The sequence below is a fragment of the Corynebacterium jeddahense genome (genome assembly GCF_028609865.1).
Taxonomy (GTDB): Bacteria; Actinomycetota; Actinomycetes; order Mycobacteriales; family Mycobacteriaceae; genus Corynebacterium; species Corynebacterium jeddahense.
Genome location: NZ_CP063194.1, coordinates 811909 through 838000, shown reverse-complemented (window position 1 = coordinate 838000; position 26092 = coordinate 811909). Strand labels below are relative to the sequence as shown.

22 protein-coding genes are annotated in these 26092 nt (G+C 65.4%); 9 read left to right on the top strand and 13 right to left on the bottom strand.

What is annotated here, in order from left to right; genetic code table 11:
• Positions 1-105: 105 nt before the first annotated feature.
• A complete protein-coding gene (locus CJEDD_RS04110; RefSeq protein ID WP_042405192.1) occupies positions 106-777 on the top strand; it encodes a 50S ribosomal protein L25/general stress protein Ctc in 672 nt (223 codons plus the stop codon).
• A gap of 176 nt (positions 778-953) precedes the next feature.
• On the opposite strand, the gene CJEDD_RS04105 is transcribed toward CJEDD_RS04110, so the two are convergent.
• From CJEDD_RS04105 to CJEDD_RS04095, 3 genes are all read right to left on the bottom strand, one after another.
• Entirely contained in the window at positions 954-3674 is a 2721-nt protein-coding gene (locus tag CJEDD_RS04105; protein WP_157034384.1) for a Rib/alpha-like domain-containing protein, read from the bottom strand.
• An 860-nt stretch (positions 3675-4534) separates the two neighbouring features.
• A complete protein-coding gene (locus tag CJEDD_RS04100) occupies positions 4535-5467 on the bottom strand; it encodes a hypothetical protein (protein ID WP_042405196.1) in 933 nt (310 codons plus the stop codon).
• A 786-nt stretch (positions 5468-6253) separates the two neighbouring features.
• Positions 6254-8605 (bottom strand): hypothetical protein, encoded by a 2352-nt coding sequence (locus tag CJEDD_RS04095; protein ID WP_157034385.1) that lies wholly within the window; start codon positions 8603-8605, stop codon positions 6254-6256.
• Positions 8606-8743: 138 nt separating this feature from the next.
• Between CJEDD_RS04095 and pth (CJEDD_RS04090) the strand changes: the two genes are divergently transcribed.
• Positions 8744-9295: an aminoacyl-tRNA hydrolase gene (gene pth / locus CJEDD_RS04090; protein WP_081764467.1), complete on the top strand. Its 552-nt coding sequence runs from the start codon at positions 8744-8746 to the stop codon at positions 9293-9295.
• Positions 9296-9299: 4 nt separating this feature from the next.
• Positions 9300-10139: a fumarylacetoacetate hydrolase family protein gene (locus tag CJEDD_RS04085; protein WP_042405200.1), complete on the top strand. Its 840-nt coding sequence runs from the start codon at positions 9300-9302 to the stop codon at positions 10137-10139.
• Here CJEDD_RS04085 and CJEDD_RS04080 read toward each other — a convergent pair.
• Positions 10122-11021 carry a nitronate monooxygenase gene (locus tag CJEDD_RS04080; protein ID WP_042405201.1) on the bottom strand — a complete coding sequence of 300 codons (900 nt, stop codon included), beginning with the start codon at positions 11019-11021 and terminating at the stop codon, positions 10122-10124. The two genes, CJEDD_RS04085 and CJEDD_RS04080, sit on opposite strands and share 18 nt — an antisense overlap.
• On the opposite strand from CJEDD_RS04080, the gene pth (CJEDD_RS04075) reads away from it, so the two are divergent.
• Positions 11020-11607, top strand: coding sequence for an aminoacyl-tRNA hydrolase (pth, locus tag CJEDD_RS04075; RefSeq protein ID WP_042405203.1), 588 nt, complete (start codon positions 11020-11022; stop codon positions 11605-11607). The two genes, CJEDD_RS04080 and pth (CJEDD_RS04075), sit on opposite strands and share 2 nt — an antisense overlap.
• Here the strand turns inward: pth (CJEDD_RS04075) and CJEDD_RS04070 are convergent.
• A complete protein-coding gene (locus CJEDD_RS04070; protein WP_042405205.1) occupies positions 11591-12151 on the bottom strand; it encodes an NADPH-dependent FMN reductase in 561 nt (186 codons plus the stop codon). The two genes, pth (CJEDD_RS04075) and CJEDD_RS04070, sit on opposite strands and share 17 nt — an antisense overlap.
• A 47-nt stretch (positions 12152-12198) precedes the next feature.
• Between CJEDD_RS04070 and CJEDD_RS04065 the strand changes: the two genes are divergently transcribed.
• Positions 12199-13830, top strand: coding sequence for a peptide chain release factor 3 (locus CJEDD_RS04065; protein ID WP_042405207.1), 1632 nt, complete (start codon positions 12199-12201; stop codon positions 13828-13830).
• On the opposite strand, the gene CJEDD_RS04060 is transcribed toward CJEDD_RS04065, so the two are convergent.
• From CJEDD_RS04060 to CJEDD_RS04050, 3 genes are all read right to left on the bottom strand, one after another.
• A complete protein-coding gene (locus CJEDD_RS04060; RefSeq protein WP_042405209.1) occupies positions 13827-14699 on the bottom strand; it encodes a patatin-like phospholipase family protein in 873 nt (290 codons plus the stop codon). The two genes, CJEDD_RS04065 and CJEDD_RS04060, sit on opposite strands and share 4 nt — an antisense overlap.
• A 220-nt stretch (positions 14700-14919) precedes the next feature.
• Complete coding sequence (locus tag CJEDD_RS04055) at positions 14920-15804, bottom strand: SDR family oxidoreductase (RefSeq protein ID WP_042405226.1); 885 nt, start codon at positions 15802-15804, stop codon at positions 14920-14922.
• Positions 15805-15832: 28 nt separating this feature from the next.
• Positions 15833-16972 (bottom strand): YihY/virulence factor BrkB family protein, encoded by a 1140-nt coding sequence (locus CJEDD_RS04050; protein WP_042405211.1) that lies wholly within the window; start codon positions 16970-16972, stop codon positions 15833-15835.
• 79 nt (positions 16973-17051) lie between these two features.
• Between CJEDD_RS04050 and CJEDD_RS04045 the strand changes: the two genes are divergently transcribed.
• A complete protein-coding gene (locus CJEDD_RS04045; protein ID WP_052333709.1) occupies positions 17052-17438 on the top strand; it encodes a hypothetical protein in 387 nt (128 codons plus the stop codon).
• On the opposite strand, the gene CJEDD_RS04040 is transcribed toward CJEDD_RS04045, so the two are convergent.
• A complete protein-coding gene (locus CJEDD_RS04040) occupies positions 17435-19021 on the bottom strand; it encodes an SLC13 family permease (RefSeq protein WP_081764468.1) in 1587 nt (528 codons plus the stop codon). The genes CJEDD_RS04045 and CJEDD_RS04040 overlap by 4 nt on opposite strands.
• Positions 19022-19165: 144 nt before the next feature.
• Between CJEDD_RS04040 and CJEDD_RS04035 the strand changes: the two genes are divergently transcribed.
• Entirely contained in the window at positions 19166-19345 is a 180-nt protein-coding gene (locus CJEDD_RS04035; protein ID WP_157034386.1) for a hypothetical protein, read from the top strand.
• A 69-nt stretch (positions 19346-19414) separates the two neighbouring features.
• A complete protein-coding gene (locus CJEDD_RS12340) occupies positions 19415-19672 on the top strand; it encodes an ASCH domain-containing protein (protein WP_420536345.1) in 258 nt (85 codons plus the stop codon).
• Between the two features lie 5 nt (positions 19673-19677).
• On the opposite strand, the gene CJEDD_RS04030 is transcribed toward CJEDD_RS12340, so the two are convergent.
• From CJEDD_RS04030 to CJEDD_RS04015, 4 genes are read right to left on the bottom strand one after another with little or no spacing between them, the layout of a single operon-like run.
• Entirely contained in the window at positions 19678-20427 is a 750-nt protein-coding gene (locus tag CJEDD_RS04030; RefSeq protein ID WP_042405213.1) for an SDR family NAD(P)-dependent oxidoreductase, read from the bottom strand.
• Positions 20428-20463: 36 nt separating this feature from the next.
• A complete protein-coding gene (locus CJEDD_RS04025) occupies positions 20464-21222 on the bottom strand; it encodes an enoyl-CoA hydratase (RefSeq protein ID WP_273657697.1) in 759 nt (252 codons plus the stop codon).
• 30 nt (positions 21223-21252) lie between these two features.
• Positions 21253-23463, bottom strand: coding sequence for a zinc metalloprotease (locus tag CJEDD_RS04020; protein ID WP_042410187.1), 2211 nt, complete (start codon positions 23461-23463; stop codon positions 21253-21255).
• A gap of 12 nt (positions 23464-23475) precedes the next feature.
• Complete coding sequence (locus CJEDD_RS04015; RefSeq protein ID WP_042410184.1) at positions 23476-24978, bottom strand: Rib/alpha-like domain-containing protein; 1503 nt, start codon at positions 24976-24978, stop codon at positions 23476-23478.
• A 469-nt stretch (positions 24979-25447) separates the two neighbouring features.
• Here CJEDD_RS04015 and CJEDD_RS04010 point away from each other — a divergent pair, with 469 nt between their 5' ends.
• Entirely contained in the window at positions 25448-25936 is a 489-nt protein-coding gene (locus CJEDD_RS04010; RefSeq protein ID WP_273657635.1) for a hypothetical protein, read from the top strand.
• The last annotated feature ends 156 nt before the right edge of the window (positions 25937-26092 follow it).

Genomic DNA, 26092 nt, shown 5'->3' with positions numbered 1-26092 from the left:
ATCGACGCGATAGAACGCTTTCACGCGATCACTCGACGAGGACACAACCGTTCAAGTGGTCGCGGTTTTTGCTTCCGCGGCCCTTCCAACACGAAGGAGCATCACATGGCTATCACCCCCACCGTGATCAAGGCTGAGCGCCGCGAAGAGTTTGGCAAGGGCTCCGCCCGCCGCCTGCGTCGCGACGGCAAGATCCCCGGCGTCCTGTACGAAAAGGGCGTCGACAACGTTCACTTCGCAGTCGACCGCATCGAGATGACCGCGGTCGTGCGCAACGAGGGCACCAACGCCATCGTCGAGCTCGAGGTTGACGGCGACAAGCTTCTGTCCATGGTCAAGCACATCGACCAGAACGTGCTCTCCCTCGAGATCGACCACATTGACCTCCTGGGCATCAAGCGCGGCGAGAAGGTCACCGTCGAGGTCCCGGTTGTTACCGAGGGCGAGGCTGCCGACGGCGCTGTCGTGCTGCAGGAGAACGAGGTCGTGGAGATCGAGATCGACGCGCTCCAGATCCCGGACGAGCTCACCGTGTCCATCGAGGGCAAGGAGATCGGCGACCAGATCTTCGCTTCCGACATCACGCTGCCGGAGGGCGCGACCCTGATCACCGATCCGGAAACCCTCGTGGTCAACGTCACCTTCGAGCAGGTTGACGAGGAGCTCGAGGCTGCCGCAGCCGAGGTTGAAGAAGGCGGCGCCGAGGCTGGTGCCGACGCCGACGAGACCGTTGAGATCGCCGACGGTGGCGAGGGCGACGAGGGCGCTTCCGAGTAAGCTCTCCCCGCTTCTGCTTACGCAATTCTCTGAGCTCTACACCCCGCACTGCAGGGTGTAGAGCTCAACGCGTTTCCTGGGGGAAAGCGACTACAAAACCCCAGGTGGAATGTTTTTACATTTCCTTGAGCTCTACAACCCGGGCCGCCGGTTGTAGAGCTCGAGCGCTCTTGCTCCTAGAACCGCGGCAACGGGGGAAGTTGCGGGAACTGCTCCCGGAGCTGATCCTGGTTTTCGCTGACGTAGTACGCGCCTGCGCCGATCGCGCCGAGTGCCGCGACGAGGATCAGAATCCACCACGGCCCGTCCGAGGAACCGGAAGAGCGATCCTGACCGGATTGGTCAGCCACGCTTGCTTGTCCAGGCTGCCCCGCACCGGCAGGCTGCCCCGCCCCTGCTGGTCGCTCGGTGCCGGACGGTTGCACCGCCTGGGACGCCCCCTGCGGGCGCACACCGACCTTGACCGGGACAACCTCGCTCGTGCCGTCCGGGTAGGTGGCCCGCACGCCGATGACGTATTCGGCATTTGCCAGCGCATCCGAGGGGAGCTCAACCGAGATTTCGCCGGTGCGCGGGTCGACGGTGGCGCGCAGGCCACCGTCGTCGGCGACGTCGAAGAGCGTGCCCGACGGGACCGTGTTTGCCAGAGGGACGCGGACGGTCTGACCCGGCCCGCCGACTTGGTCACGGAACTCGGGCTCCACGGTCGCTGTATTCAGGCGGGCGTCGCTGACCCCGACGGGCGCGGTCAGCTCGTCCACGCTGCCGTCGGCGTAAAGCACGTGCACCTTGAGATCCAGCGGCGTGGGGCTCGACACAGGCGCGGTGGCGAAAATCTCGCCGGTCTCCTCGTCGATGGCAACTTGCCAGCCGCGGAGATCCTGGTCGGGCGCGAGGGTGAACTCCGCGATCTCGCTGACCCGTTGGAGCCCAACCTGCGCCACCTTCACACGCTGGCCGGGGCCTGCGGTGACGCCGTTGACGTAGCGCGGGGCGTGGGTATCCGCAAGCGTTTCCTCCGCAACCTCGAACGGTGCGTCCACGACAGACTCCGAGCCATCCGGGTAAGTCACGGTGACCTTCGCGTTCACGACCGATCCCACTTCCGCGTCAGCGGGGATCCGGTACGTCACGCGCCCGGTCTCCTCGTCCACCTGCGCATTAGCGCTACTGAACCGTGTGCCCGCAGGCGCGGTTTGGTTGGCATAGATGAAGGTTTTCGCGGTGACGTCGAAAAGCGGGGCGAAGTTTGTGGCCTCGTGCCCGCGGCGGCCGAGCGCGGTGGCGTAACGCGCGGTGTAGCGTTCGGCGTCGGGCACGGGCGCCGCAACCGAAACAGGCACAACCGTGCGCTCGCCGGTCGGCGCCACGACGGTGACCTGGTACTGCCCTGGGGTCACGTCGGCTGGCGGTGCGATGTCGACCTCCCCGCTCGGGTAGACGGTCGCCCACTCCGGGTTGTCCTCACCCGCGGTGAACGGCTCGCCAGTCGCATCGCTGCGATCAGCGCTCACCGACGTTCGGTCACCAGCGCGGACGATGATGAGGTCCTCCGAGGTGTACTCCGGGAACTGGACGGACGTCGTCGTGGTGGTCGAGGTCGTGGTCACCGCGGTGGTTGCGGTGGTCGTGCGGTCGACCGTCGTGGTCGAAAGTGCCGTCGAGGTCGCGGTCGAGCGCCGCGTCGTCGTCTCAGTCGTCGGTGCGGGAGTCACAGTCGCCGTGCGTTTCGACGTCTCCGTCACCACCCCTGGGTCCAACACCCGGGTCTCGGTGGCGAGCGTCTCACGGGTCACTGTCGTGGTAGCCGTAGTGGTCTCTTGCAGAGCGCGCACCGTCGATGTCTCGCGCGGGAGGGTGGTGGTGAGCCTAGTCCGCTCGGTCACCGCCGGGGTCGGGGGTGTGACGATCACGGTAGACGTGGGGGTGACGGTGCTGGTGTGCCCAGTGGCTGTGGCGGTGGCTGTAGCTATGCGGGTTGTGGTGGAGGGCACCGTCGTCACCCGGGTCACGGTGGGCGATGGTGCGGTGCTGGTAGTGGTGGCCGTCGTGGACACCGTTGAAGTCACCTCAGCCGGGCTGATGGTGAGCGTGCCCAGCGCCTGGTTGATGGGGTTGCCGGACGCGTTGCGGATCGGTGTGCCGTTTGCTTCTGCGGTGGCGCGCAGCGGGAACGACCCGGTAGTGGTCGGGGTTCCCTCGATCACGCCGGCCTGCGCGTTGTACGTCAACCCGGCGGGCAAACCCGTCACGTTCAGTTCGGCGTTGCGGGGGAGCTTGGTGGCGTCGACACGAGCGACGTAGCGTCCGCCCTGGTAACCAACCGGAAGCTGCGCGGTGATCCGTGCGTCGGCCGAGAGGGGGTTCTTCTTGTTCGAGTCGTCCCCAACTTCGACGGAGTCGATCACGCCGTCGCCGTCATCGTCCGGGTCGTACATGTCAGCGTTGCCGTCGCCGTCGGTGTCCAGGAGGAAGTGCTTCTGCGACGTGGTGGAGCCGTTCGCGCTCCAGAAGGTCACGTCCACCGGCAGGTTGAACTCGTCCGGAGTGGCGTTGGAAAGGTTGGCGTTGAGCGACGCGGACATCGTCCCGCTGGCGTTGTCCACCTCCGCCGACACACCGCTCGGGGGCCGTGCGGTGAAAGACTTCTGGTAGCGATCGAAACCGTCGTTGAATCGGCCCGTCACCTGGACCTTGTCCTGCGCCGTCACAAGTTCTGGATCCGCGTCGAAGATGTAGCGGTCCCTGTCGTTGAGCGCACCCGTGACGATGAAGCTTTCGTGAGTGATCGGGGTGCCATTGGAGAGGACCTCGAACGAGTACACGTCGCCGCGCTGCGCGTACGAAGGGATCTGGAGTGTGGCACATCGGTTGAGCTCTGTTTGCGTGAGTCGCACAATCGAGGTGGTGCCATCCTGGTTCGTAACCGTGCGTTCTTCCGAACAGCTTTTTTCCACCCGGTCCTCGGTTTCGTTCCTCCACCGGTAACTCACCTTTTCACCGTTATGAGCGAGGAATTGCAGTGACTGAGCATTGCCGTTATTCCATCTCAACGCGTGCGCGATCTGCCCGGCGCGGGCGGGAAGCTGCGAGGAGTCAAATTCTGCGATTTCCGAATCACTGGAGACGTGCAGAGCCCCAGACGAGGTGATTCTCAGATCCACTCTGTCCCCAGGTCGTGGAGCGACGAAAGCATAGGGTTGAGCTTGGGAGTAACCGATTACCCTCACTGAAGCTTGATGGCGGTATGGGACGTAAGCATCCAGCTGAACTCTTTGTTCAGGGGCCGCCGTAAACGAATGGATACGTCCGGTTGCATCCACCCAATCCGGTACAGCGAACGCGTAGTAGCCGCGGCTCTGCCCCAGGCTGTGAGTCCTTGCGGTGTACATAGGCGATGTTTGACCGTCTCGGTCGATCCAGCGCAGGTAAACGAAGTTACCATCGGTATAACTCGAGCCGTCGCGTTCGTCTGAAACGCGTCCATAAACCATGTGTTCAGCGGATTGGAAATCAGCCACTGCCTTAATTTGCCCGGAAGCAATGGCATCCACGTCGAACATATTTTGAGTTTCGGAAACGATCGACGCTGGTGTTGCGTCGTGCACGATGTGGTGGATAACAGATGCCTGACGCGTGACCAACGCCTGCGCCTGAGCTTCACCCGCGCCCACGCTTACCAACGACACCGCCAACGTCCCGGCCAACACCGCAGCAACGGCCTTTCGGCCAGCTTTCTTGTTGAAATTCCGCATGGTTACTTCCCTCCGATCGGCGCGACCAGCTTTTGTACGTCGGCAAGCCCCGGTACAGCCCCGATGGCGGCGGCGACCGCTCCACCGAGAGTCAAGGCCGCGGCAGCGAGCGCGACACCTGCGGCGATGAGGTTGCCTTTCGTATCGACGACCGCCGTCTCGGTGACCACCTCAGTGGACCGTTGGGTGGTGGTCACGGTATTCATTCGGGTGGCGGTCACAACTTCGGAGGTGACCGTAGTGTCGGTCACATCAACCGTCCTGGTGACCGCAGGTGCGGACGCCGTTGACGTGGCGGTGGCTACCCGGGGCGCGGTGATCAACGGCTGCGGCCTAAACGACGTCGTTGTGTAAGTCCGGTTGACTGTCGTTGTTTCCGTCGACGTCAGTCGCGCCGGTACTTCCGTGACGGTCACCGGATCTGGGGTGACCGTGACCGCTTCTGTCAGCCGCACCGTTGCGGTTGCGGGCGTCGCTTTCGTTGAGGTCACAGTTGTCGCGGGAGCGGTTTCCGTCCTCGTAGTGGGAGCTGCAACCTGTGTCGTCGTCCATGTCTCGGTCACCGGTTGGGCCACGGTTGCCGTAGTGGTTCGCGCGGGCGGGGTCACTGCCGTTGTGCGCGAGACGACCTGTGTCGTCGTCGCGGTTCCGGGAGCACTCACACCCGAGACCGGTGCATACCGCGCATCGACGGTCAGGTTTTCGCCTGGCTTCAGGAACACCCGCTTACGCAACGTCATGCCGCTGTAGCGGCCGGTGCCCTCCGAAGTGATGAGATACTCCCCCGGCTGCGCATTTCCAAAGTAGAGACGACCGTTGTACCCGGTGTAGGTCTTGCGCCCCGCTGGCCCGGTGACGTCGAACACCGGGAAACCCGCGCTCGGATCGGGATTGTCGTCGTACACAACGCTGATCGAACCGCGCTCGTACGGCATCGTAACGTCCTCGAGTGCGCTGCTCTGACCCGGATTAAGGATTCCGACAGACACGGGCTGATGGGGGCGGAATCCCGAATACTTCGGAGGTGCATCAAGCTGGACCGATGCCGGCACACATGGGGCAACATGGCCAAATTCGAACGCGCCATCCAAACGGGGGCGGGTTGAGGCCACGGTCACTCCATCGACCTGCAGGTTGGCTCCGAGACGCGGTTCGGGGTTCCCGAATTCGTTGACTACCCGCCCGTCCACGAACGCTGGTGGGATTGTGAACAATCGCGCTTCGACACTCCGGGTTCCCCTCGGAGTTGGGAGGTTGTGCGATCCATCCTTTCGAATCAGTATCGTCCCGAGCCCCTTCGTTCTCATGGGAAGGAAGACGTACAGAATTGGGCGGCCCGTTTCGTCGACGCTGCCGTACCCAGGCACCCGTTGGTACTCGGTCTGTGGGGTATAGCGAACCTCATAGAAATCGGCCGAGGGAAACCTCGCGTTTTCGTCTTCCAAAGTGATATGTCCAGGAAACGACACAACAGCCGCAGTGAACCCTGGAGCCGTTGAGGTGGTCACTCTTTCGTCGACGTACACGTTCGCCAGCCAACCGTCACTGAGATCTACTACAGAGGAGTTGACATACGCCCTAGGTTGTCCCAGGCACGAAGCTGGGTTCTCGACGGCCGCGGCCGGGGGTGCGACGACCGGGGCGATGGTGGTGGCGGTGAGGGCGGCGACGGTAGCCGTCGATAAGCAAAGGCGCGTGAGTGCTTTCATGTTTCTTCCTCGCTAGAACGGCAGGTTCGGGATTTGGATGAGGCCCTGGCTCACGGCGAAGGCGCCGGCGCCGAGGAGGCCGAAGACGGCGAGAACGATCGCGATGATGCCTGCGGTCGAGCTGCCGCCGTCGTTCCCCGGAGCGGGCTGCGGTGCGGGCGCGGGCTGCTGGGGTGACTGAGACTTCTGGGGCACCTGCGGCGCGGGGGTGCCAGTGTGTGCCGTGTCGAGGCGGGCGCGGGCACGATCCTTGACGGCCTGGTCGGCACCGGACCGCTCCAGCTCGCTGAGCGCCTTCGCAGCCTGGTCGCGGTTGTAATCGAGGACGGAGACGGCGAATCGCTCGTCGAACACGACTCCACTGGTGCTACGGACCTGGACGGTGACGTTAGTCTTTGGCCCCTTGAGCACCGCGGCGTTCGGGACCGGGATGCGGACGTCAGCAGTGGATCCAGGCTTGAGCACGCCGGGAAGTTTGATTGTCTGGGTGTGGCTGGCACCGTTGGCAAACGTTGCGGTAACTGTGAAGGTGTGGTCGTCCAAGCCGAGGTTGGACAACTGGCCGCGTAGGACGTTGTCGTTGCGCAAGGTGACAATTCCGTTATCTTGCCCTTCGGTGAGCTCGAATCCGGCCTTGCCTTCGTTCTGGTCTGCGGCGGCGATGGTGAGGTCGCGTACCGTCTCATCGTCATTTTGAACGACGGGATCAGTGTTCTGCGGTTCCTCTACCTCCACATACCGCTTCGAGGCGTTGGTTCCGTAGTGGTTACCGCGCAACTGCAAGCTCACCCAGTCGGCCGGCACAGAGTAGTTGCCGTCGAAGCAGCTGTAGGGTCTGCACGTCTCGGGCCGCTGGCCACGGCCGTTCGCCTCCGTGGTGGAGAAATTGAACGGACCAAACTGGTACAGGTAGTTCATGGCAGAGAAGTAGTCCGGCAAGAACTGATCTGGGCGGACACCGGTTGGCCGTCCAGGCGCGCCGTAGTGGGTCAGGCCGAGTGTATGGCCGAATTCGTGCAGGATCGTGTTGCGCAGCATGTCCTGGGAATTCAATCCGGCTCCCTTGGCCACGAAAAACGCGCCGTCGCCGACCATGCCTTCCCCGGAGGATCGGTCGCCCACCTCTTTCTTATCCCCGATGACGCCGACACGGAACACCCCGACGCGATCGCCCAGCATCTCGTTGCGGGTGCGCAGCAGCGCCAAGCCCTTCGACTCGCCCGGTTTGAAGAACCCCTCCCGGTGGTCCAGTTTCTTGCCGCCGTGGCGTTCGCTGTAGCCCACCATGTCCGCGCTCTTATACAGTTCGCCGGCGTCGATGTGCAGCGCAATCCCCTGCTGCGCAAACAACTGCTCCAGCTGGCGCAGCGTGGAAATCGACGGGCGGTAGGAGTTCGTGTTCTTGTAGGAGCAGATGAGGAACTTCTCCAGTTCCTCGCCTGTAGGCGCATACTGGTTCACCCTGTCGCACCCACTGGTTTCCCATTCGGACTTCATCCAATTCAGCTGAAGGAACAGGTCCTTGCGTGTCGGGTCTGCTCCCCAACGGTGGAGGGGGAGGACGGAGCCGTCGGCAAGCGGGTAGCCCTTGGTCTCCCACTCGTCGAGGAGGCCGTCGCCGTCGGTGTCCAGCGCGCCGGGCTGAAGGTTCACACTGAACGTTGCTTTACCGGTGACGCTCTCCCCCGGCTCCAGATTCTTCACCCATCGGCCTGCTTGAGCGGTGGGGTTCCCGCCACCGCGACCATTCACTGCAGCTGCAAGGCTGTCACCCGCCCCCACGTCAGAGGTGCCAGGGAATGCCGCCTCGATGGTGTAGCCGCGGCCGCTCGTATCCGTAATCGTGAGCGTCTCACTCTGCGTCGCCTCGTAGGTTGGGGGGTTCTGCCGATTCGACGACAACTGCTGGGCAACGGCAACGATGGCGCTGGTCGGGGTGAAGCCCACGTTGGTCACCTCGACAGCGACGTCAATGCTGCCGCCGCGGACGGTATAGCTCCGCGTGATGTCCACTCCGGCCGCAGTGTCGCGGCTGACGAAGCGCATCGTGTCGCCGCTGCGTGAGGCGGTGACCGTTGCCGGATCGAACTGCACCTGGCGGCCACGCGCGTGGACAAGAGTGACAATCTCCGCCTCCAGACGGGCGACGCCGGATGCAGGGTGCAAATAGGTGTAATTCGCTCGACCACCGCGGTCGAACTGGCCTGCCACGATGGAACCCGTTTGTGCAGGTGACGCAGTGAAGGCGAATCCTCGCGCTGTCGTTTCGACGGCTGCCTGCGCGGTCACAGGGTTGGCAACGACGCCGCCAGATGCAACCGCTGCGCACAGCGCGATAGCGAGAAATCGGTTGGATGGACGCACGGCGTGACCCTCATTTCGTCGATAAGCAACTGCTATCGCAGCCCGGAACTTCTCTAACGAAATTACGTGTCCTCCCAGGCAACTACAACCGCACTACAACATTATTTTCGGCCTCGCCGGCCAGTTATCCTGTGCCGTGTGACCATTTTGATCGTGGGCCTGGGCAACCCCGGCCCCCAGTACGCCGATACCCGCCACAACGCCGGGGTCGCTGTGATCGAGGAGCTCCTCGGCCGCACCACCCCGATGCCCGCCACGCTCTCTGTGCACAAGCGAACAAACACTGAGGTCGCGGAGCTCGCCGCCGGCCGCCTGATCGCCGGCGACCAGGTGGTGCTCGCGCGGACGCGGTCGTTCATGAACCTCTCCGGGGGCCCGGTCAAGGCGCTGATGGAATACTTCCGGGTCCAGCCGAGCGACCTCTACGTGGTCTACGACGAGCTGGATCTCCCGCTCGGCGAGGTGAAGCTGCGCGAAGGCGGCGGCGACCACGGCCACAACGGGCTGAAGTCCGTGACCAAATCACTCGGCGGGAAGCCCTATAACAAGGTCGCCGTGGGCATCGGCCGTCCGCCGGGGCGCATGGCTCCCGCGGATTACGTGCTCAAGCCCTTCACCGCGAAGGAGCAGGTCGAGCTCACCATCGCTGCCGCGGACGCGGCCGACGAGATCCTGCGCGCTCTAAGCTGACCCCATGCGACTTGCCACCCTGAGAACCGAAAGCGGCACCCGAGCCGCCCGCATCGTCGATAAGCACAGGGCTGTGCTTATCGACGACTTCAGTGACGCCGGCGCGCTCCTCCAGCAGCCGAACTGGCGACACGTCGCCGCGGAGAACGGGCCGGGGATCGACTTTGCGCCCACCGATTTGGCTCCTGTCATCCCCCGCCCGGGCAAGATCATCTGCGTCGGCCTGAACTACGCGAAGCACATCGAGGAGATGGGGCACGACAAACCGGAAGTGCCCACCTTGTTCATCAAGTTCCCGGAGGCACTGACCGGGCCGTATGACGATGCGGAGGTGCCCAGCTTCAACGCCGAGACGCTTGACTTTGAGGGCGAGCTCGCGGTGGTGATCGGCAAGATAGCGCGCCACGTCCGCGAGGCTGAGGCCGCTGGCTACATCGCCGGTTACAGCGTGATCAACGACTACACACAGCGCCACTACCAAAAGCGCACGCAGCAGTGGCACCAGGGGAAATCGCTGGAGAAGACGGCCGGGTTCGGCCCGTGGCTCGACACCGAATGGCAACCGGGCCCTGCGCTTACCACCACCGTCAACGACGAAGTTATGCAGCACGCCCCCACCGACGACCTGGTGTTCACGCCTGCGAAGCTGGTGGAGTTCATCTCACACCTCTACCCCCTCGAGCCCGGGGACGTGATTGCCACCGGCACCCCGGATGGCGTGGGCCACGCGCGAGACCCACAGCGCTACCTCGCTGACGGGGACGTGGTGCGGGTTGAAATCGAGGGCTTGGGCGCAATCGAGAACACTACGCGGGTGATCTCACGATCATTGAGCAGCAGCTAGAAACGCTTCGATCTCTGCGGCCGGGGCCTCCATGAGCTCGCCGCGGTCCGCGCCCACCAGGCAGTAGTCGTTTTCTAGCGTCATGGGACGCAAGTACGGGTAGATCGGCGGCAGGTCAGGGTGCGCCCGCGTGAACGCTGTTTCGAGCCCTCGTGCGTAACGGCCGGAAAAAGCTCGAGTGCTCACCGACGGCGCGTCAGAGCGCAGGAGCTCCCGGTTACGCTCGCTCGTCCCAGCCTCATCCGCCAACAGGAAAGCCGTCCCGCACGCCACACTTCGCGCACCCAACGCATGCAGCTTATCGACGTCCTCCGGCCCCCGCACCCCGCCCGCCGCAATCACCGGCAACCCCAATGGAACGATCTGGGTAAGCAGCTCTCCGAGTGAGGCATCCCCCGGCTCGGTGCGCTGATCCCACGTCCCACGGTGCCCGCCGGCCAACGGGCCCTGCACGATCAGCCCGTCGGCGTGCAGCGCCTGATGCGCCTCGGAGACGCTCGTCACCGTCACCCAGGCCTGCGACCCCACCGCGCGCAACTGGTCCACCTGCTCGTGCGTGAACGCACCGAACATGGAGGACACCACTGCGGGGGCCGCTTCGAGTACCAGCGAGAATTTCTCTTGGAAGCCGGACGTCACATCGACAGTCGGGACGTCGGTGTGGAGGAGTTGGGCGGTGACGGAGACGTCGTCAAGCAATGGCTCCTCTTGCGGAACGAAGAGGTTGGCGCCGAAGGGCGCCTGGCATTGCGCGAGCCACTGCCGGGCTTGCACGGGCGTGCAGGTGCCCAGCGCGAGGAACCCGAAGGTGACCGCGTTGACCAGAGCTGGCGTGGTAGGTCCGCCAGCCATGGGCGCTGCGACGATGCGTGGGAATTGCATGGGTACATTATGGGGCGTGTTCGGATTCTTCAGGCGCAGACGCGAAACGAAATTGCAGGCCGAGTGGCTGGTGGTGGGCTTGGGCAACCCTGGCGCAGAATATGCTGCTACCAGGCACAACGTGGGGTGGATGGCGCTGGATCAGCTGGCTGAAACGCTCGAGCCGGTGCGGGGGATCAAGGCGCGGGTGGCTGTCATCGATAGTGTGGCCTACGCGAAGCCGCAGACCTACATGAACGCCTCGGGCGAAGCGGTGGCGCCGCTGGCGCGCAAGCTCGGCGTCGCCCCGGAGCGCATCGTGGTGCTGCACGACGAGCTCGACCTGCCCGCGGGGACGGTGCGCGTGAAGCTCGGGGGCAACGAAAACGGCCACAACGGGCTGAAGTCCATCACCGAGCACCTGGGCACGCGCGACTACGTCCGCGTGCGCATCGGGATCGGGCGCCCGCCGGCCGGCACGAGCGTGCCGGACTGGGTGCTCTCGCCGGTCTCAGGCGAGGAGGCGATTGCAACGGCCTCGGAGGCGGCGCGCCTCGTGGTCACGGAGGGGCTGGCGAAGGCGCAAAACGTTATCCACGCGCGCTGAGCGCGCCCTCGAGGTCGGTGAGCATCCGGTCGAGCGCGCCCGCGTTGGCCGCCTTCGCTTCATCGAACTCTCCGCTGAAGATGGAAAAGCCCACCTGGTTGCGCACGTCGAACATGGAGAAGTTGGCCACGATCTGGCGCCAGTGCTCCACCGCGCGGATGGCCTTGTCCGCGCCATAGCCGACGAAGGCGACGGGCTTGCCCGCCCACTCCGGGCCGAGCGAGTCGAACGCGTTCTTCATCGCGCCCGGCACGGAGTGGTTGTACTCCGGGGTGACAAAGACAAAGCCGTCGCAGGCGTCCACGGCCTTCGACCAGGCGGTGACGGCCGGGTCCTCGTACTGATTGTTCGCCGCGCCCGGCGTGACGGCGGCGGTGAGCGCCGGGACGTTGAACTCGGCGAGGTCGAGCAGCTGGTAGCTGAACCCCTCGCGGGCCTGACCGGCGTCGACCACCCAGTGGGCCACGGCCTCGCCGAAGCGGCCCTGGCGAACAGACCCGAGAATGACTCCGATGGTTGGCTCGTTTGTCTCGTTTGTTGTCATGGACACGACTGTACTCTGCCGGAGGTGCGTCGATAAGCTAGCCGCTTATGAGTACCGTTTCCGAGGCCGCGCGCCGCCGCACATTCGCCGTCATCGCCCACCCGGACGCCGGTAAGTCGACGCTGACGGAGGCGCTGGCGCTGCACGCGCACGTCATCTCGGAGGCGGGCGCCGTGCACGGCAAGGGCAACCGCAAGGCGACAGTGTCGGACTGGATGGAGATGGAAAAGGATCGCGGCATCTCCGTCGCCTCGTCCGCCCTGCAGTTCGAGTACGCGCCCGAGTCTCACGACGGCGAGCCGTACATGATCAACCTCGTGGACACCCCGGGCCACGCCGACTTCTCCGAGGACACCTACCGCGTGCTCTCCGCCGTCGATGCCGCGGTCATGCTTATCGACGCAGCCAAGGGCCTCGAGCCGCAAACCCTCAAGCTCTTCCGCGTGTGCAAGGCGCGCGGGTTGCCGATCGTCACCGTGATTAACAAGTGGGACCGTGTGGGCCGCGAGCCGCTCGAGCTCGTCGACGAGATTGTCACCGAGATCGACCTGCAGCCGACCCCGCTGTACTGGCCCGTGGGCGAGGCTGGCGACTTCCGCGGGCTCGCGCACGTCTCCACCGACGGCGAGGTTGACGGCTACATCCACTTCATCCGCACCGCCGGCGGCTCCACCATCGCGCCGGAGGAGCACTACTCGCCCGACGAGGCCCTCGCCCGCGAAGGCGACGCGTGGGAGACCGCGATCGAAGAAGCCTCGCTGCTCCTTGAGGACGGCGCCGTCCACGACCAAACGCTCTTCGAGCAGTGCGTGACCTCCCCGATCATCTTCGCCTCCGCGATGCTCAACTTCGGCGTGCACCAGATCCTGGACACGCTGTGCGCCATCGCCCCGGCGCCGGAGGGGCGCAGCTCCGACCCGCGCGCCGTCGAGGCGTCCTCCACTGCGATGGACGAGCGCCGCGAGGTCGGCGACGACTTCTCCGGCGTCGTGTTCAAGGTCCAGGCCGGCATGGACAAAAACCACCGCGACACCCTCGCCTTCATGCGCGTTGTCTCCGGCGAGTTCGACCGCGGCATGCAGGTCACCCACGCCCAGTCGGGGCGCTCCTTCTCCACGAAATACGCGCTGACGGTCTTCGGCCGCTCGCGCGACACCGTGGAGACGGCTTACCCGGGCGACATCATCGGCCTGGTCAACGCGGGGGCGCTCGCGCCTGGCGACACGATCTACGCCGGCAAGAAGGTGGAGTTCCCGCCCATGCCGCAGTTCGCGCCGGAGCACTTCCGCACCCTGCGCGCGAAGTCCCTGGGCAAGTACAAGCAGTTCCGCAAGGCGCTCGACCAGCTCGACGCCGAGGGCGTCGTGCAGATTTTGCGTAACGACGCTCGCGGCGACGCCGCCCCCGTCATGGCCGCCGTCGGCCCCATGCAGTTCGAGGTCATGCAGGCGCGCATGGAAAACGAGTACAATGTGGAAACCGTCACCGAGCCGATCCCCTACTCCGTGGCCCGGCGCACCGACGCCGCCTCCGCCCCGGAGCTGGGCCGCCAGCGCGGCGTGGAAATCTTCACCCGCACCGACGGCGAGCTCATCGCCCTGTTCGGCGACAAGTGGAAGCTCGCGTTCGTGGAGAAGGAGCACCCGGAGCTCACCATCGAGCCGCTCATCGCGGATTAGCGCTGCGCGGTGAGGAACTCCTTCATCGCCGGCCAGTCCCGCTCCACCTGCTCCGCACCCGCGCGGTAGTTCGCCCGCAGCTTGTCGGCGTCGAGTTCCGTCGACTCGACCCCCATCGCGTCGGGGAAGAAGATGTAGGCGTTGTGGGCGTCAGCTTCGTCGAGAAGCGATTGCTTCGCGGCGTTGTAGATCTCCGGCCTGGCGACCATCGCGTCGGCGACCTTTGGGGTGCTGCGCAGGATGCGGCGCACGGCGCGCTCGCGCTTCTGCGGGCCCTTGACGTAGTCGCGCGGGCGGGTGAGCACGGCGAGGAAGCGGGTGTAGCCGGCGGCGCGGGCGGCGTCGATAAGCAGGCCGCCCGAGGTGCCCAGCGCGCCGTCGACGTAGGGCACGCCGTCGATCTCGCGCATCTTCATGAGGATCGGCAGCGTCGACGACGTGCGCGCCGCGAGCGCGACGTCTTCGAGCGTGTTCAGGTCGCTGCGGTTGAAGGCGACCGTCTCCCCCGTGTCGGCGCGCACGGCCTCGACGTGGACCTCCTCGGTGGTCCTGGAGAAGGCGTCGAAGTCGAACGGCAAGACGTCCTCGGACTCCTCGTACGCCCACTCGCCGTTGATGAGGCCCTTGCCGCGCACGACCGAGCGCCAACCGCCGAACTTCGGGTTGGCCACGAATTCCGTGAAGGCGTTTTCGGAGCGCCACGTGTCGCGGGAGGCGAAGTTCAGCGCGTGCACGCTGCCTGCGGAGATGCCGCCGACCCAGCCGAACTGCACCTCCTCCGCGATGAGCTTTTCCACCACGGGGGCGGTGTAGGAGTTGCGGGTGCCGCCGCCCTCGAAGATGAGGGCGGTGTCGCGGGCGTCGATCATGCCCGCGAGCCTACGCCCCCGGCGACGGGGTCCGGCTCGCGGGAGCGCCGGCGCGGCTCGGCTCTGGCGCGGCTCGGCCCGGCCCGGCCCGGCGCCGGCCCACCCAAATCGCCAAATCCAGCTAATAAGACCCAGCTATTCGGCTCCTAGGGGCGATTAGCTGGGTCTTGGTAGCTGGATCTGCAGCCGAGACGGCGGAGCGAGGCCGCGCCAACCCGCGCTACGGCGTCAGCGCGCCGCCGGTGACCGCGAGCGTCTCGCCCGAGACGTAGGACGCGGCCTCCGAGGCGAGGAACACGTACGCGCCGGCGAGCTCCGCCGGCTGGCCCGGGCGCCCGATGTCCGAATCCTGCGCGAAGTTGTCCACGACCTCGGCCGGCTGGCCCTCTGCGGGCTGGATCACGGTCCAGATCGGGCCCGGGGCGACGGCGTTAACGCGGATGCCCTTCGACGCCAGCAACTCCCCGGACAGGCCCTTGGCAAAGTTGTTGAACGCGGCCTTTGTAATGGCGTAGTCGAGCAGCTCCTTCGACGGGTCGTACGCCTGGATGGAGGTGGTGAAGATGATGGACGAGCCTGGCTCCATGTGCTTGACCGCTTCCTTGGTCACGCGGAAGGCGGCGTAGATGTTGGTCTTCATGGTCGCGTCGAAGTCCTCGTCGGAGATGTTGAGGATGCCGTCGTTCCACACCTGGCGCGAGGCGTTGTTCACCAGGATGTCGATGCCGCCGAGGTCCTCGACCGTCTTCGTCACGGCGTTCACGCAGTTCTCCAGCTCCTGCAGGTCGCCGGGGATGGCCACGGCCTTGCGCCCGGCGTCCTCGATGAGCTGAACGATCCGCTCGGCATCTTCCTGCTCCTCCGGCAGGTAGGAGATGGCCACGTCCGCACCTTCGCGGGCGAACGCGATCGCGGTGGCGGCGCCGATGCCGGAATCGCCGCCGGTGATCAGGGCGCGGCGGCCCTCGAGCTTGCCGGAGCCGACGTAGGAGTCCTGGCCCAGGTCGGGTGCGGTGGCCATCTTGACGTCCAGGCCGGGGTTGACCTGGCGCGGCTCGGAGGGGAAATCGGACGGGTATTTTGTGCGGGGATCAATAAGTGCCATGGACGCCACCCTACCCATACCCGGGTGTTCAACTGTCTAAGATTTCTTGCGCCGCCCGGTCCGTCCACCGCCGCGTCTGCAGCCGCCACGCCGCCCCGTTGCTGGACCGCGGAGGCGCCTGGATGCAGCGGCGCGAATCGATGCCCGCCTGCAGCTCCTTCGCGCGCAGCACCTCGGCGTCGATCTTCACGCCCTCGAGCAGCACGACGTTCATCGCCCACACCAGCACCAACACCGCGAGCACCGACCCGAACGCCCCGTACGTGCTGCGGATACCCACGAGCCGCAGGTACCAGCCGAAGCCCACCCACAGCACCGCGACCACGGCGAGCGCCAGCGCCGAGCCGAGCGTGAGCAGCCGGAAGCGCCCAGGCCGCACGTTCGGCGTGAAGTGGTAGAGCACGCTCACCAGCGCGATGGCGACGACAGCGATCACCGGCCCGCGCAGCCAGTCCCACACCGGGAGAAAAATCGACGTGAGGTATTCCAGCTGCTCCTCCAGGTGCAGCGGGCGCGCGATGGGGCCGAGCACGGCGCCGACGATGCCGTCGGTAAGCAGCGCGCCGAGCACGATGACCACCGCGCCGACCACCAGCACGAGCGTGACCATCCACATCGTCGCCCACGTCACCGCGATCGGCCTGCCCTCGGTGCGCCCGTAAATCAGGTTCGCGCTGCGCGAAAACGAGCGCACGTACCCCGACGCGGAGAGCAGCGAGATCACCACGGACACCGTCAGGGCGATTGTGCTTTGCGACGGCGTCCCGACAATCGTCAACAACAACTTCAACGCATCTGCCTGCAGCTCCGCCGGGACGTAGGTCTGGATGAGCTCCGCCAGCAGCGAATCCGGCGCGTCCTCCTCACGCGGCATGAGCAAGCTGAAGATGGAGTAGCCGGCGAGCAGCATCGGCGCGACGGACAGCAGCGTGTAGTACGTCATTGCGGCGGCGCGGTCCACCATGGCGTCGTTAGTGAAATCCGTGACAACGCGCCGGAACACCAACTTCCACCCGGCCCGCGTGAGCCGGTTGCGGCGCCCGAGGGGCGACTCGTAGTCGTGCGGCGAGACCACGAGATCGCCCGTGCCGTACGTCATGACCAGTTCGGCGAGGTGTGAGGAACCCGGCGCGTGCGCGAATCCCTCCGGTGTGCCAGCGTTTCCCATGCCTGCCACTGTAAATGCTGCCGCGGTTCGCGCCGGGGAAGACGCGGTTCCCGGCGCCCACCCTATACACTCGGGCGGCATGGGACTGCTCGAGCGCGCGCGAAAGCTTTTCGGGATCGGGCCGGCGCCGCTGGTGGATGTGCCGGCGCGGGTGGAAGCTGTAGACGTCGATAGGCTGCATGTGCACACCGCGCGGATCTCGCCGGATTCCAACGAACGGCTGGTGATCCTCACCGTGTCCGCGGGCGCGCTCGAGCACATGGGTAAGGCCGTGCAGCTGACGCACCCCACCGAGCGCGCGGTGACGTTCGTGCCGGTAAAGCAGGCCGCCGACCCGGTGCTCGACCCGAAGCTGGGGTGGATCATCCCCGTGACGCCCGAGACGGCCGCCGAGCTCGCCGCGCTGCCGCCCGGCCCCGGCGAGCACGAGCTTTCCAGCCTGCACCTGGGGCTCGTGCTGGTTTAGACCAGCCCGATCCAGTGCCAGTACGTCGCGGAGAGCAGCAGGATGAGCAGGTAGCCGATGATCGTCAGCGGGATACCGGTGCGCAGGAACTGCTTCGAGGTGAACGCGCCGGTGCCGTAGGCGAGCATGTTCTGCGGCGCGGAGACCGGCAGCAGGAAGCCGAAGCAGATCACGAACTGCTGGATAATGACGAAGCCGAGGCCGCCGTTGGGCACGTCAAGCGTGGACGCGAGCGCGATGAACACCGGGATGAGCGCCGAGGCGAGCGAGGTCGCGGACGCGAAGCCGAGGTGGATAACGATGTTGAACAGCGACACCAGCGCGATCGCGGCGATGATCGGCATGGACGACAGGCCGATGGCGCCGAACGTCTTCTCCGACAGCCAGGTGGCGGCGCCGGTGTCGAGCAGGAACGAGCCGAGCGAAATGCCGGCGGCAAAGACCACGAGGGTGCCCCAGTTGATCTTCTCCTGCGCGTACTTCCAGGTCATCACACCCACGCCCGGCATGAGCATGATGCCGACGGCGACGATGGTGATCACCGCGGAGCTGATCGGGTGCAGCACGTCCTCGGTGGCCCAGAAGAACAGCAGGGCGATGGCGATCGCGGTGAGGCGCTTCTCAGCGCCGGACATCGGCCCCATCTCCGCAAGCTGCTTTTCGACGAGTTCCCTCCCGCCCGTAATCGACTCCGTCTCCGGCTTGATCGCCCAGCGCATAATGAAATACAGCGCGATCGACATCAGCACCGACCACGGCGCGGCCCACATGAACCATTGGCCCCAAGACACGGACTGGTCCATCTGGTCTTCGATGAAGCCGATGGCCACGAGGTTTTGGGCGGCGGCGGTCTTGATACCCACGTTCCAGATGGACACCGCCTGGGTTGCGGTGATGATCAACAGCGCGGACAGTTTCGAATCGGTGGGCAGGCCGAACGCGGCCACCATGCCGAGCAGGATCGGCACGACAGCGCCGGCACGGGCGGTCGCCGACGGGACGAAGAAGGCCAGCACGATCGAAATGACGATCGCGCCGATGACGATGGCGGATACCTTTTCACCTGCAAACTTCAAGATGTAGAGCGCCAGGCGGCGGTGCAGGCCGGTCGCCTGCATGGCGGTGGCGAGCGCGAGCGCCGCGGCCACCAGCGCCACCGCGGACGACGAGAAGCCCGTCATCGCGGTCGAGAGCGCTTCCTTCGACCCGACTAGTTTCTCTGGGTTCTCCGGGTCGGGGGCGAACGTGAGCAAAATCGAGATGAGGCCCACGATCATGACGGCGCTGACCGGGTAGCTCACCGCCTCGGAAACCCACATGATCACGGCGAACGCGAGCATGGCAAGCGCGATCTGGCCGGTGTAGTCGAGGCCCGGAATCGGGATGAGCAGCACCGCAATCAGCGCGGCGAACGCGAGGAAGAATGCGACCGTTTTGCCTTTGCCACGTTCTTTGTCACCTGCGTCTGCGCCGGCGCCGGCGGCTGTGCTGTTGCCGGTACCGGTGGTCGGGGCGGGTTGCTGGTGATCCTGTAGCGCAGTTGGCTTCGGGTCGTTCCCGTTGCCGCTGACGGCCGTGCTCACGGTGTGCCTCCTCAATATTTAGGTGTTATCACCGACTTTAATCGCACTTATTCCCTCGGCCAAACAGTGCCGGTGTGATTTCCGCTGTATAACGGCCTATTTCCTGTCGCGCTACAGGGGGTGCGTAGCATCGGGGGCATAAATTTGAGTTCCGTCCTCACTCGCAACATGCACGCCGGCGCGGAGGATCTGCGGATCCTGCTCACCACCGATGTGACGAACAACTTCCTCGCCGCCTCGTGGCAGGCGTCGCTTGACGCGTTGAGCTACTCCATCGTCGGCCTGTGGGACTCGATCATGCGGGCGTTCGCGATCTTTGGCTAACCAACACGAGCTGCGCTCGTACTCGCCGGCCGAAAGACGGCGACCACGTCGTGGCCGCTCGACCCATCGATCACAGAAGGCACGCTCAACATCGTCGTCGACGGCCGCGGCGACCCCGCCGCGCTCATCCGCGAGATCAAGGTCGACCCCTTCCTCGAGGTCACCGAAGACTTCGCCGCTACCGAGGGCGAGGGCGACCTCTCACTCGAGCGCTGGCGTCGCGAACACCGCGCGTTCTTCGCCCGTGTCGCCCCGTATTACGGCCGCGAGTTCTCGGACGCCGAGCTCGTTCAGTGCGAGACCTTCGAAGTGGTCCACCCCAAGTAGGGGCGTTAGTACACCTTGTTGGTGCCGCCGTCGGCCATGATGGTTTGACCGGTGACGTACTTAGAGTCATCGCTGATCAGGAACGCCACCACCGGCGCGACATCCGTCTCCGGGTCGCCGAAGCGGCCGAGCGGGATGCGCTGGAGCGACTGCTGGTACAGCTCGGGCGCGGCTTCGGACCACTTCTGTACGCCCTCCGTCATCGCCATCGGGCCGACGACGTTGACTCGGATGTTATCCGCCGCCCACTCGTTGGCCACCACGCGCGAAAGGCCGCGGATCGCCTCCTTCGCCGCCGCGTAGGCGGCCTGAGTGGGCTGGCCGTTGATGCCGGCGCCAGAGCAGAAGTTCACGATGGAACCGCCGGCCGTCTTCAGCTGCGGGTACGCGGCGAGCATGAAGTTCTTCGTCGCCTCGAAACCGGTGCCGAAGGACAGGTCCCAGTCAGCCTGCTCGAGATCAGTGAACGGCTTCTGGCGCGACGCGTGCGCGTTGTTCACCACACCATTCAGTCGACCAAACGTGCTCACGGCCGTATCAACTGCCTGCGCCGCAGTCTCCGGCTTGCTCACGTCGCCGCTGATGAACACCACGGAGTCACCGAGTTCCTGCTCTAGGGCAGCACCGGCATCGTCGTTAATGTCCACCGCCACAACCTTGGCGCCGCGGGCGACGAGCGTGCGGGTGATGCCGCCGCCGATGCCTGCCGCGCCGCCGGTGACGATTACTACCTTGTCGTTGAGTGTTTCAGCCATGCGCCCCACAGTAGGCGCTGTAGGCGCGCCGCACGGCTAGCGGTGCGTGAAGTTCGGCTCCCGCTTTTCCACAAACGCGGCCATGCCTTCTTTCTGGTCCTCCGACGCGAATAGCGCGTGGAAGCGGCGGCGCTCAAACAGCAGGCCCTGGCTCAACGTGGTTTCCTGCGCCACGTTGATTTCTTCCTTGATCGCGGCGGTGGCGACGAGGGATTTGGAGGCGATGGTCTGGGCGGTGTCGAGGGCATCGTCGAGAAGCTGTGCTGCGGGCACGATCCGCGCGACGAGGCCGGCGCGCTCCGCCTCTTCGGCGTCGATGTGGCGGCCGGTGAGGCACATTTCCATCGCCTTCGCCTTGCCCACGGCGCGCGTGAGGCGCTGTGAGCCGCCGATGCCCGGCGAGATGCCGAGGTTGACCTCGGGCTGGCCGAACTTGGCGCCGTCGCCGGCGAGGATGAAGTCGCACATCATTGCCAGCTCGCAGCCTCCGCCGAGCGCGTAGCCGTTCACCGCGGCGATGATCGGCGTGCGCGCGCGGCTGATGTCCTCCCAGTTGGCGAAGTAGTCGAGGCGGTCCATCTCGGTCGCACTTTTCGGAGCCATCTCCTTGATGTCCGCGCCGGCGGCGAACGCCTTCTCGGAGCCGGTGATGACGATGCAGCCGATCCCCTCGTCCGCGTCGAACTCGGCGACCGCGGTGGTGACCTCGCGCATCATGTCGCTGTTCAGCGCGTTGAGCGCCTTGGGGCGGTGCAGCGTGATCAGGGCGACGCGGACGCGGGTTTCGGTCAGGATGTTCTCGTACTTCGTGCGCGTCCTTTCGGTCTACGGCAGCTGGATTATGCCTTGATTGACGGCCCAGCCGAACCCAAGGGCACCGAGGCCGAGCACGCCTAGCAGCGAACCTAGAACGATCGCCCAGGTGGACACGGGGCCTTCGCTTGACGACGATCCCTTCTCCTCCCCCGTCTCCTTCACCTGCGTCGCCGGCGCCGGTTTGGGCTGTTGCACCACGGGTTCTTTGAGACCGCTCAGGCGGGCCTCGGCGAACTTGATCAGTTCCGGATCAGCGTTGGTGGCGCGCAGTTCCTGCAGCACCTTGCGGGCTTCCTCCGGGGTGTAGTCCAACGCGGAAACCTTGAATGTGTCCTTGAACACCTGGTTGCCCTTCGAGTTGGTGACAGTGATCTCCACCGGCACGACGGGTGTGTTGATGAACGCGGACGGGGAGATCGCGATGTCGACGTCGCGGACCAAAGTTTTACCTTGGATGCCGGGCATGTAATAGCTGTTCTTGAAGCGACCCACACCGTAGTCCGCCTCCACCGTGAACGTGTCTGGCTCGCTGCCCAGGTTCAGGAGTTCGCCCTGGAGGACGTTGTTGCCCGAGAGGGTGACAATGCCGTTGTCGTTCTCGCTGCCGCGCGCCATGCGGAAACCCGCCTTGTAGTTGTTCTGCGCGGCGGCAGCCACCACCAGATCGTCGGCTGAGACGTCCTCTTTCTCAAACTTCACGTCGGCGACGATGTCCTCCGGCTCGTCGGGGCTGGCCTTGACGCCGCTGCCGATGATGCCGTTGGCCAGGTGCAGGTGGTTCCAATCGGAGGGGATGGTGTAATTCACCTTGTCGCTGAAACCGGGGATAATTTCCCCGTCCACCATTGTTCGCTGGCTGGTCAGGCCGCGGTTTCCGAACTGGTGGGCGTAGCTCATCACCGACTCGTAGCCCTTGAGGTAGTCGTAGTGCAGGTCCGCCGCCGTGTTGTCGGCGGTTTCGCGGCCCCAGTGGCGCAGGCCCAGGGTGTGGCCGAACTCGTGGAGGATAGTGTTACGCAACTGGTCGTCGGTGCTCAGTAGGTCGGAGGAGACGAAGAACGTCGACCCGCTGACCTGGCCCAGGCCGGTCACGCGGGATGCGTTATCGAAACGCGAGCCGATCAACCCGGCACGGAACACGGCCTTGCGGTTCCCCAGCAGGTGCTCGGCCTGATCCTGGAGTTTCCTCGCCTTGCCGTAGTTGTCCAGCCCCTTGAAGTACTCGGCCTCGTACGGCTCGGTCTTGCCGCCCTTGCTGTGCGCGTCCGACATGTTCGCGAGTGTTGTGCTGCGGTAGTGATCGCCGGCGTCGATGTGCAGGTTGATGCCTTCCTTGGCAAAGATCTGCTCGAGCTCCAGCAGCACAGCCGGGTCGGGCGCGTAACTCTTGGTGTTGGCCGTGGCGCAGGCGGCGAACTTCTTGAAGTCCTCCGCGGTCGGCTCGAAGCGCGTCTTGCGGTCGCAGCCTAGGGTCTCCCACTCCGACTTCATCCAGTTCAGCTGCAGGTAAAGGTCGGGGGTGTTCTGGTCGGCGCCCCAGCGGTTGATGGGGAGGCGGGTGCCGTCGTCAAGCAAAAGCCCCTTAGTTTCCCACGTGTCGCGGAGGCCGTCGCCGTCGCTGTCGAGCGCGTCGCGGGTGATGGAGACGGTGACCGTCGAGGTCGCCTCGAACTCCTCGCCCGGCTCGAGCGCGCGTGTCCAACGCCCGTCCGTCGCACCGGGGGATTCGGCGCTGACATCGTACGCGTCGGTGCTATCCGCCTGGACCTTCGCGCTTACCGTGAGGTCCTGTGTTGCGCCAGAGGTGTTGCGCGCGTGCACTTTGGCCTCGACGCGGTTGCCGTCGATGGTGAAGGTGCGCGTGATGGTCACGCCGTTGATGGTCTGTGTGTGGGTGACGATGTCCGCCGTGCCGCTTCGCGACGGGACGGCGCTGGAGCCCCACGGGTTGCCCTTGCTGCCGCCGACTGTCGCCTCGAGGGTGAAGTCGACGTTGTGGGGCAGCGCTGCCGCACCCGGTTTGGTGTACGTGAGCTCGGCCCTGCCGTCTGGCCTGATGTAGCCGTTGATGTAGCCGGACTCCCCCGCTTCGGCGGCGCGATTCACGCGGACCTGGGCCCCGGCTTGCTCGGCGACGCCGAACGCGTCGGGTGCGGTGACACCGCTTGTTGCGATCGCGGCGCAGAGGCTGAGCGCGAGGGTGCGCTTCGAAAACGTCATGTCGATTCCCCTTTAGATGTTGATGCCGAGTTGGTTGAGGAACCGGCGGACCTCGTCTTGATTGAGCCAGAGGGCGTACCCGGTCGCGCCGATCGCCGCGAGGGCGCCGATAAGCACCACAACGATGTCGATCGTGGACGAGCCGGTGGCCGCACCGTCGGCGCTGGTCGGCTGCACCGCCGTCACCGGGACAGCAATCGTGGCCGTGGAGCCGTCCGGGTACGTCAGCGACACCGGCACCAGCACCTCCTGCTTGTTGGGCACGGTTGCGTCGGTGGTGACAGAGAGCTGGCCGGTCTCCTCGTTGATCGTGACCGTCCAGCCGTCTTTCTTGAAGGTGTCCGGGATCGCGAACTTCGTGCCCACCGGAACGTTGCGCACTTGGCTGAGCGAGGCTTTCTCCCCGATCCGCACCTCAGTGCGCGGGAACTCGGGCTTGAACGCCGTCGCCTGGTTGACCACGTTCACCGTCGCCGTGATCTCGCGGGCGCTGCCGTCCGGGAACAACGCGCGCACGCGGGTGGTCAACGGTTCGTCCTCGCTGGCCTGCTCGGGGACTGTGACGGTGACTTCGCCCGTCACCGGATCGACCGCGATGTCCTCGCGTGGCGTGCCGACGAGCTCGAAACGCGTCCCGGCCGGCACCTCGCCCGTGAGCGCCACGCGCACCTTCGTGCCCGGCGTCGCGGTCGCGGGCTGGTACGGCGGGTTGGTTTGCGCGGCCTGCGTGTCGGCGCCGGCGACCTCGAACTGGGCGTTGAGCTCGCGCGTCGAGCCGTCCGGGAAGAACGCCACCACCGGTACAGTCAGTGAGTTGGCGTCTGCCGACGGCGGCGTCGCACGCACCGCGCCGGTTTCCTCGTTGACGCTGACCAGCCATCCGCGCAGGCTGGCACCGTTTCGCAGCCCGAAGGTGGTGCCCTTCGGCAGCTGCGCGTGCTTACCCAGCGATACCGTCGCGGAGCTGCCCGCCGGCACCGGGGCAGATTTGCCGTATTCGACCGGGAAGCGGTGCTGCATGAGCGGCTCACCCACCTCGAATACGACCGTGAACGAGCCGGTGCTGTCGTCCGGGAACGTGACATTGACAGGCACATTTACCCGGCCAGGCTTCGCGTTCGCTGGCGGAGTGAACCTCACGCGCCCATGCTTATCGACGCTCGCCCCCGGATGCGTCGTCCTAAACTTCGTCCCCTTCGGCAGCGCGCGGTCCGGATAGCGCAGGCCGCCCTCGGTCACGTCAGCGCGTGGGATTGCAGACAACCCTTCGGAGCCGGCGGGCGTGACCACGTCAGGTGCGGTGACGACGTAGCGCTCCGCCATCGACAACTCGGGTCGCACGGTGACGGTGACGGTCTCTGGCTCGCCGGTTGGGTCGATCACCTCGACGCGGTACTCCCCAGCCTTGGTCCCCGTCGGCGGCGCGACCACGAGTGCGCCGTTCGGCTGCACTTCGATCCACTCGGCGGCGGTCTCGACCGGTTCGGTGGACCCGTTGTCTCCAACCTTGACCACCCGGCCGGTGGTGAACCCTTCACTCTGGCTGGGTTCTACAGCTGGAAGTGTGGATGTAACCGTGGTGGGCTCACCCGGTCGAACTGCGGTGGTGGTTACCGGCGGGCGCATTACCGTCGTAGTGCTCGTCACTGGTGTGTTGTTCTGAGTGGTGACGAAAGTGCGTGTCTCAAGGGTCGGCTGGAGCGTCTGGACCACGGTAGTCGGTGGCGTGGTGATCATCGTGGTGATGATCGGATCGCTATTCAACTGGGGAACGCGCTCAGCTACCTTGATCTCCCCAGCAGACACCTCAATTGGCCCCCATCCGAAGCTGGAGGGCTTTTCTGTCACCGTCGGGGTGATTGTGGATGCCAGGGTTTGAGTCACCGTGACAGGTGCCGCCGTCACCGTGGACTCCGCGTAGTTGGTCGGAGTGTTGGTGACCGTCTGAGCCGGAGCGCTCACGGTCGGCGCAGTCACTGTCTGCGTGGGGCCGACCGCCGTTACCTGCCGCACGGCAGTGGGCGTGGTGGTCAATCGCACAGTCTCAGTGGGGGTGCTGGTTACAGTCACAACCGGTGTTACCGTCACGGCTTGTGCTCTTCGGGTGACCGCTGGCGCGGTGACCGTGACTGTGTTTGTCGGGGCGGTCACGGTCGGGGTCGAGCGGATGGTCGCTGTCGGCGTGATGGTCACAGCCGGTGCTTGCACTGTCGTGGTTATGGGGGCTGCCGTGACCGTGGGAGTGGTTGTTCGAATCGCCCGCGGTGTAATCGTCGTCGGTCGTGCTTGTTGCGTCACCGTGGTGGGCGCAGCTGTCGTAGTTGAGGACGTTGTCCTGGTCACCGTGGGTGTCACTGTCGTCGCTGGGGCGAGAACCGTGACGGTCCTGGGCCCTGCAGTCACCGTCGGCGTCACCGCTTCCGTCGGTGTACTCAGCCGGGCCTCCGGGTATCCCGTGGCTGTTGGCCCCTGAGCTGTCACGCCCGCGCGGATTGGAAGGGTGTTCGCCGCACCAGGTTTTCTGATCTGTAGACCTGCGCCGTCGGTCAGCGTGACATCCTCGGGTAGGTCTACGTCGAGCCAGCGGTTGCCAGCGGTATCGGAACCGCCAAAGCCCGTTAACGTGCCG

Excerpts from the sequence above, each read along its gene's own strand:
- CJEDD_RS04045 (WP_052333709.1), top strand. The coding sequence starts at position 17,052 with ATGGGACTGCTCGAGCGCGCGCGAAAGCTTTTCGGGATCGGGCCGGCG.
- CJEDD_RS04110 (WP_042405192.1), top strand. The coding sequence starts at position 106 with ATGGCTATCACCCCCACCGTGATCAAGGCTGAGCGCCGCGAAGAGTTT.
- CJEDD_RS04100 (WP_042405196.1), bottom strand. The coding sequence starts at position 5,467 with ATGCCGTACGAGCGCGGTTCGATCAGCGTTGTGTACGACGACAATCCC.
- CJEDD_RS04030 (WP_042405213.1), bottom strand. The coding sequence starts at position 20,427 with ATGGCTGAAACACTCAACGACAAGGTAGTAATCGTCACCGGCGGCGCG.
- CJEDD_RS04070 (WP_042405205.1), bottom strand. The coding sequence starts at position 12,151 with ATGACAACAAACGAGACAAACGAGCCAACCATCGGAGTCATTCTCGGG.
- CJEDD_RS04065 (WP_042405207.1), top strand. The coding sequence starts at position 12,199 with ATGAGTACCGTTTCCGAGGCCGCGCGCCGCCGCACATTCGCCGTCATC.
- pth (WP_042405203.1), top strand. The coding sequence starts at position 11,020 with ATGGGTACATTATGGGGCGTGTTCGGATTCTTCAGGCGCAGACGCGAA.
- CJEDD_RS04085 (WP_042405200.1), top strand. The coding sequence starts at position 9,300 with ATGCGACTTGCCACCCTGAGAACCGAAAGCGGCACCCGAGCCGCCCGC.
- CJEDD_RS04055 (WP_042405226.1), bottom strand. The coding sequence starts at position 15,804 with ATGGCACTTATTGATCCCCGCACAAAATACCCGTCCGATTTCCCCTCC.
- CJEDD_RS04060 (WP_042405209.1), bottom strand. The coding sequence starts at position 14,699 with ATGATCGACGCCCGCGACACCGCCCTCATCTTCGAGGGCGGCGGCACC.
- CJEDD_RS04050 (WP_042405211.1), bottom strand. The coding sequence starts at position 16,972 with ATGGGAAACGCTGGCACACCGGAGGGATTCGCGCACGCGCCGGGTTCC.
- CJEDD_RS04020 (WP_042410187.1), bottom strand. The coding sequence starts at position 23,463 with ATGACGTTTTCGAAGCGCACCCTCGCGCTCAGCCTCTGCGCCGCGATC.
- CJEDD_RS04080 (WP_042405201.1), bottom strand. The coding sequence starts at position 11,021 with ATGCAATTCCCACGCATCGTCGCAGCGCCCATGGCTGGCGGACCTACC.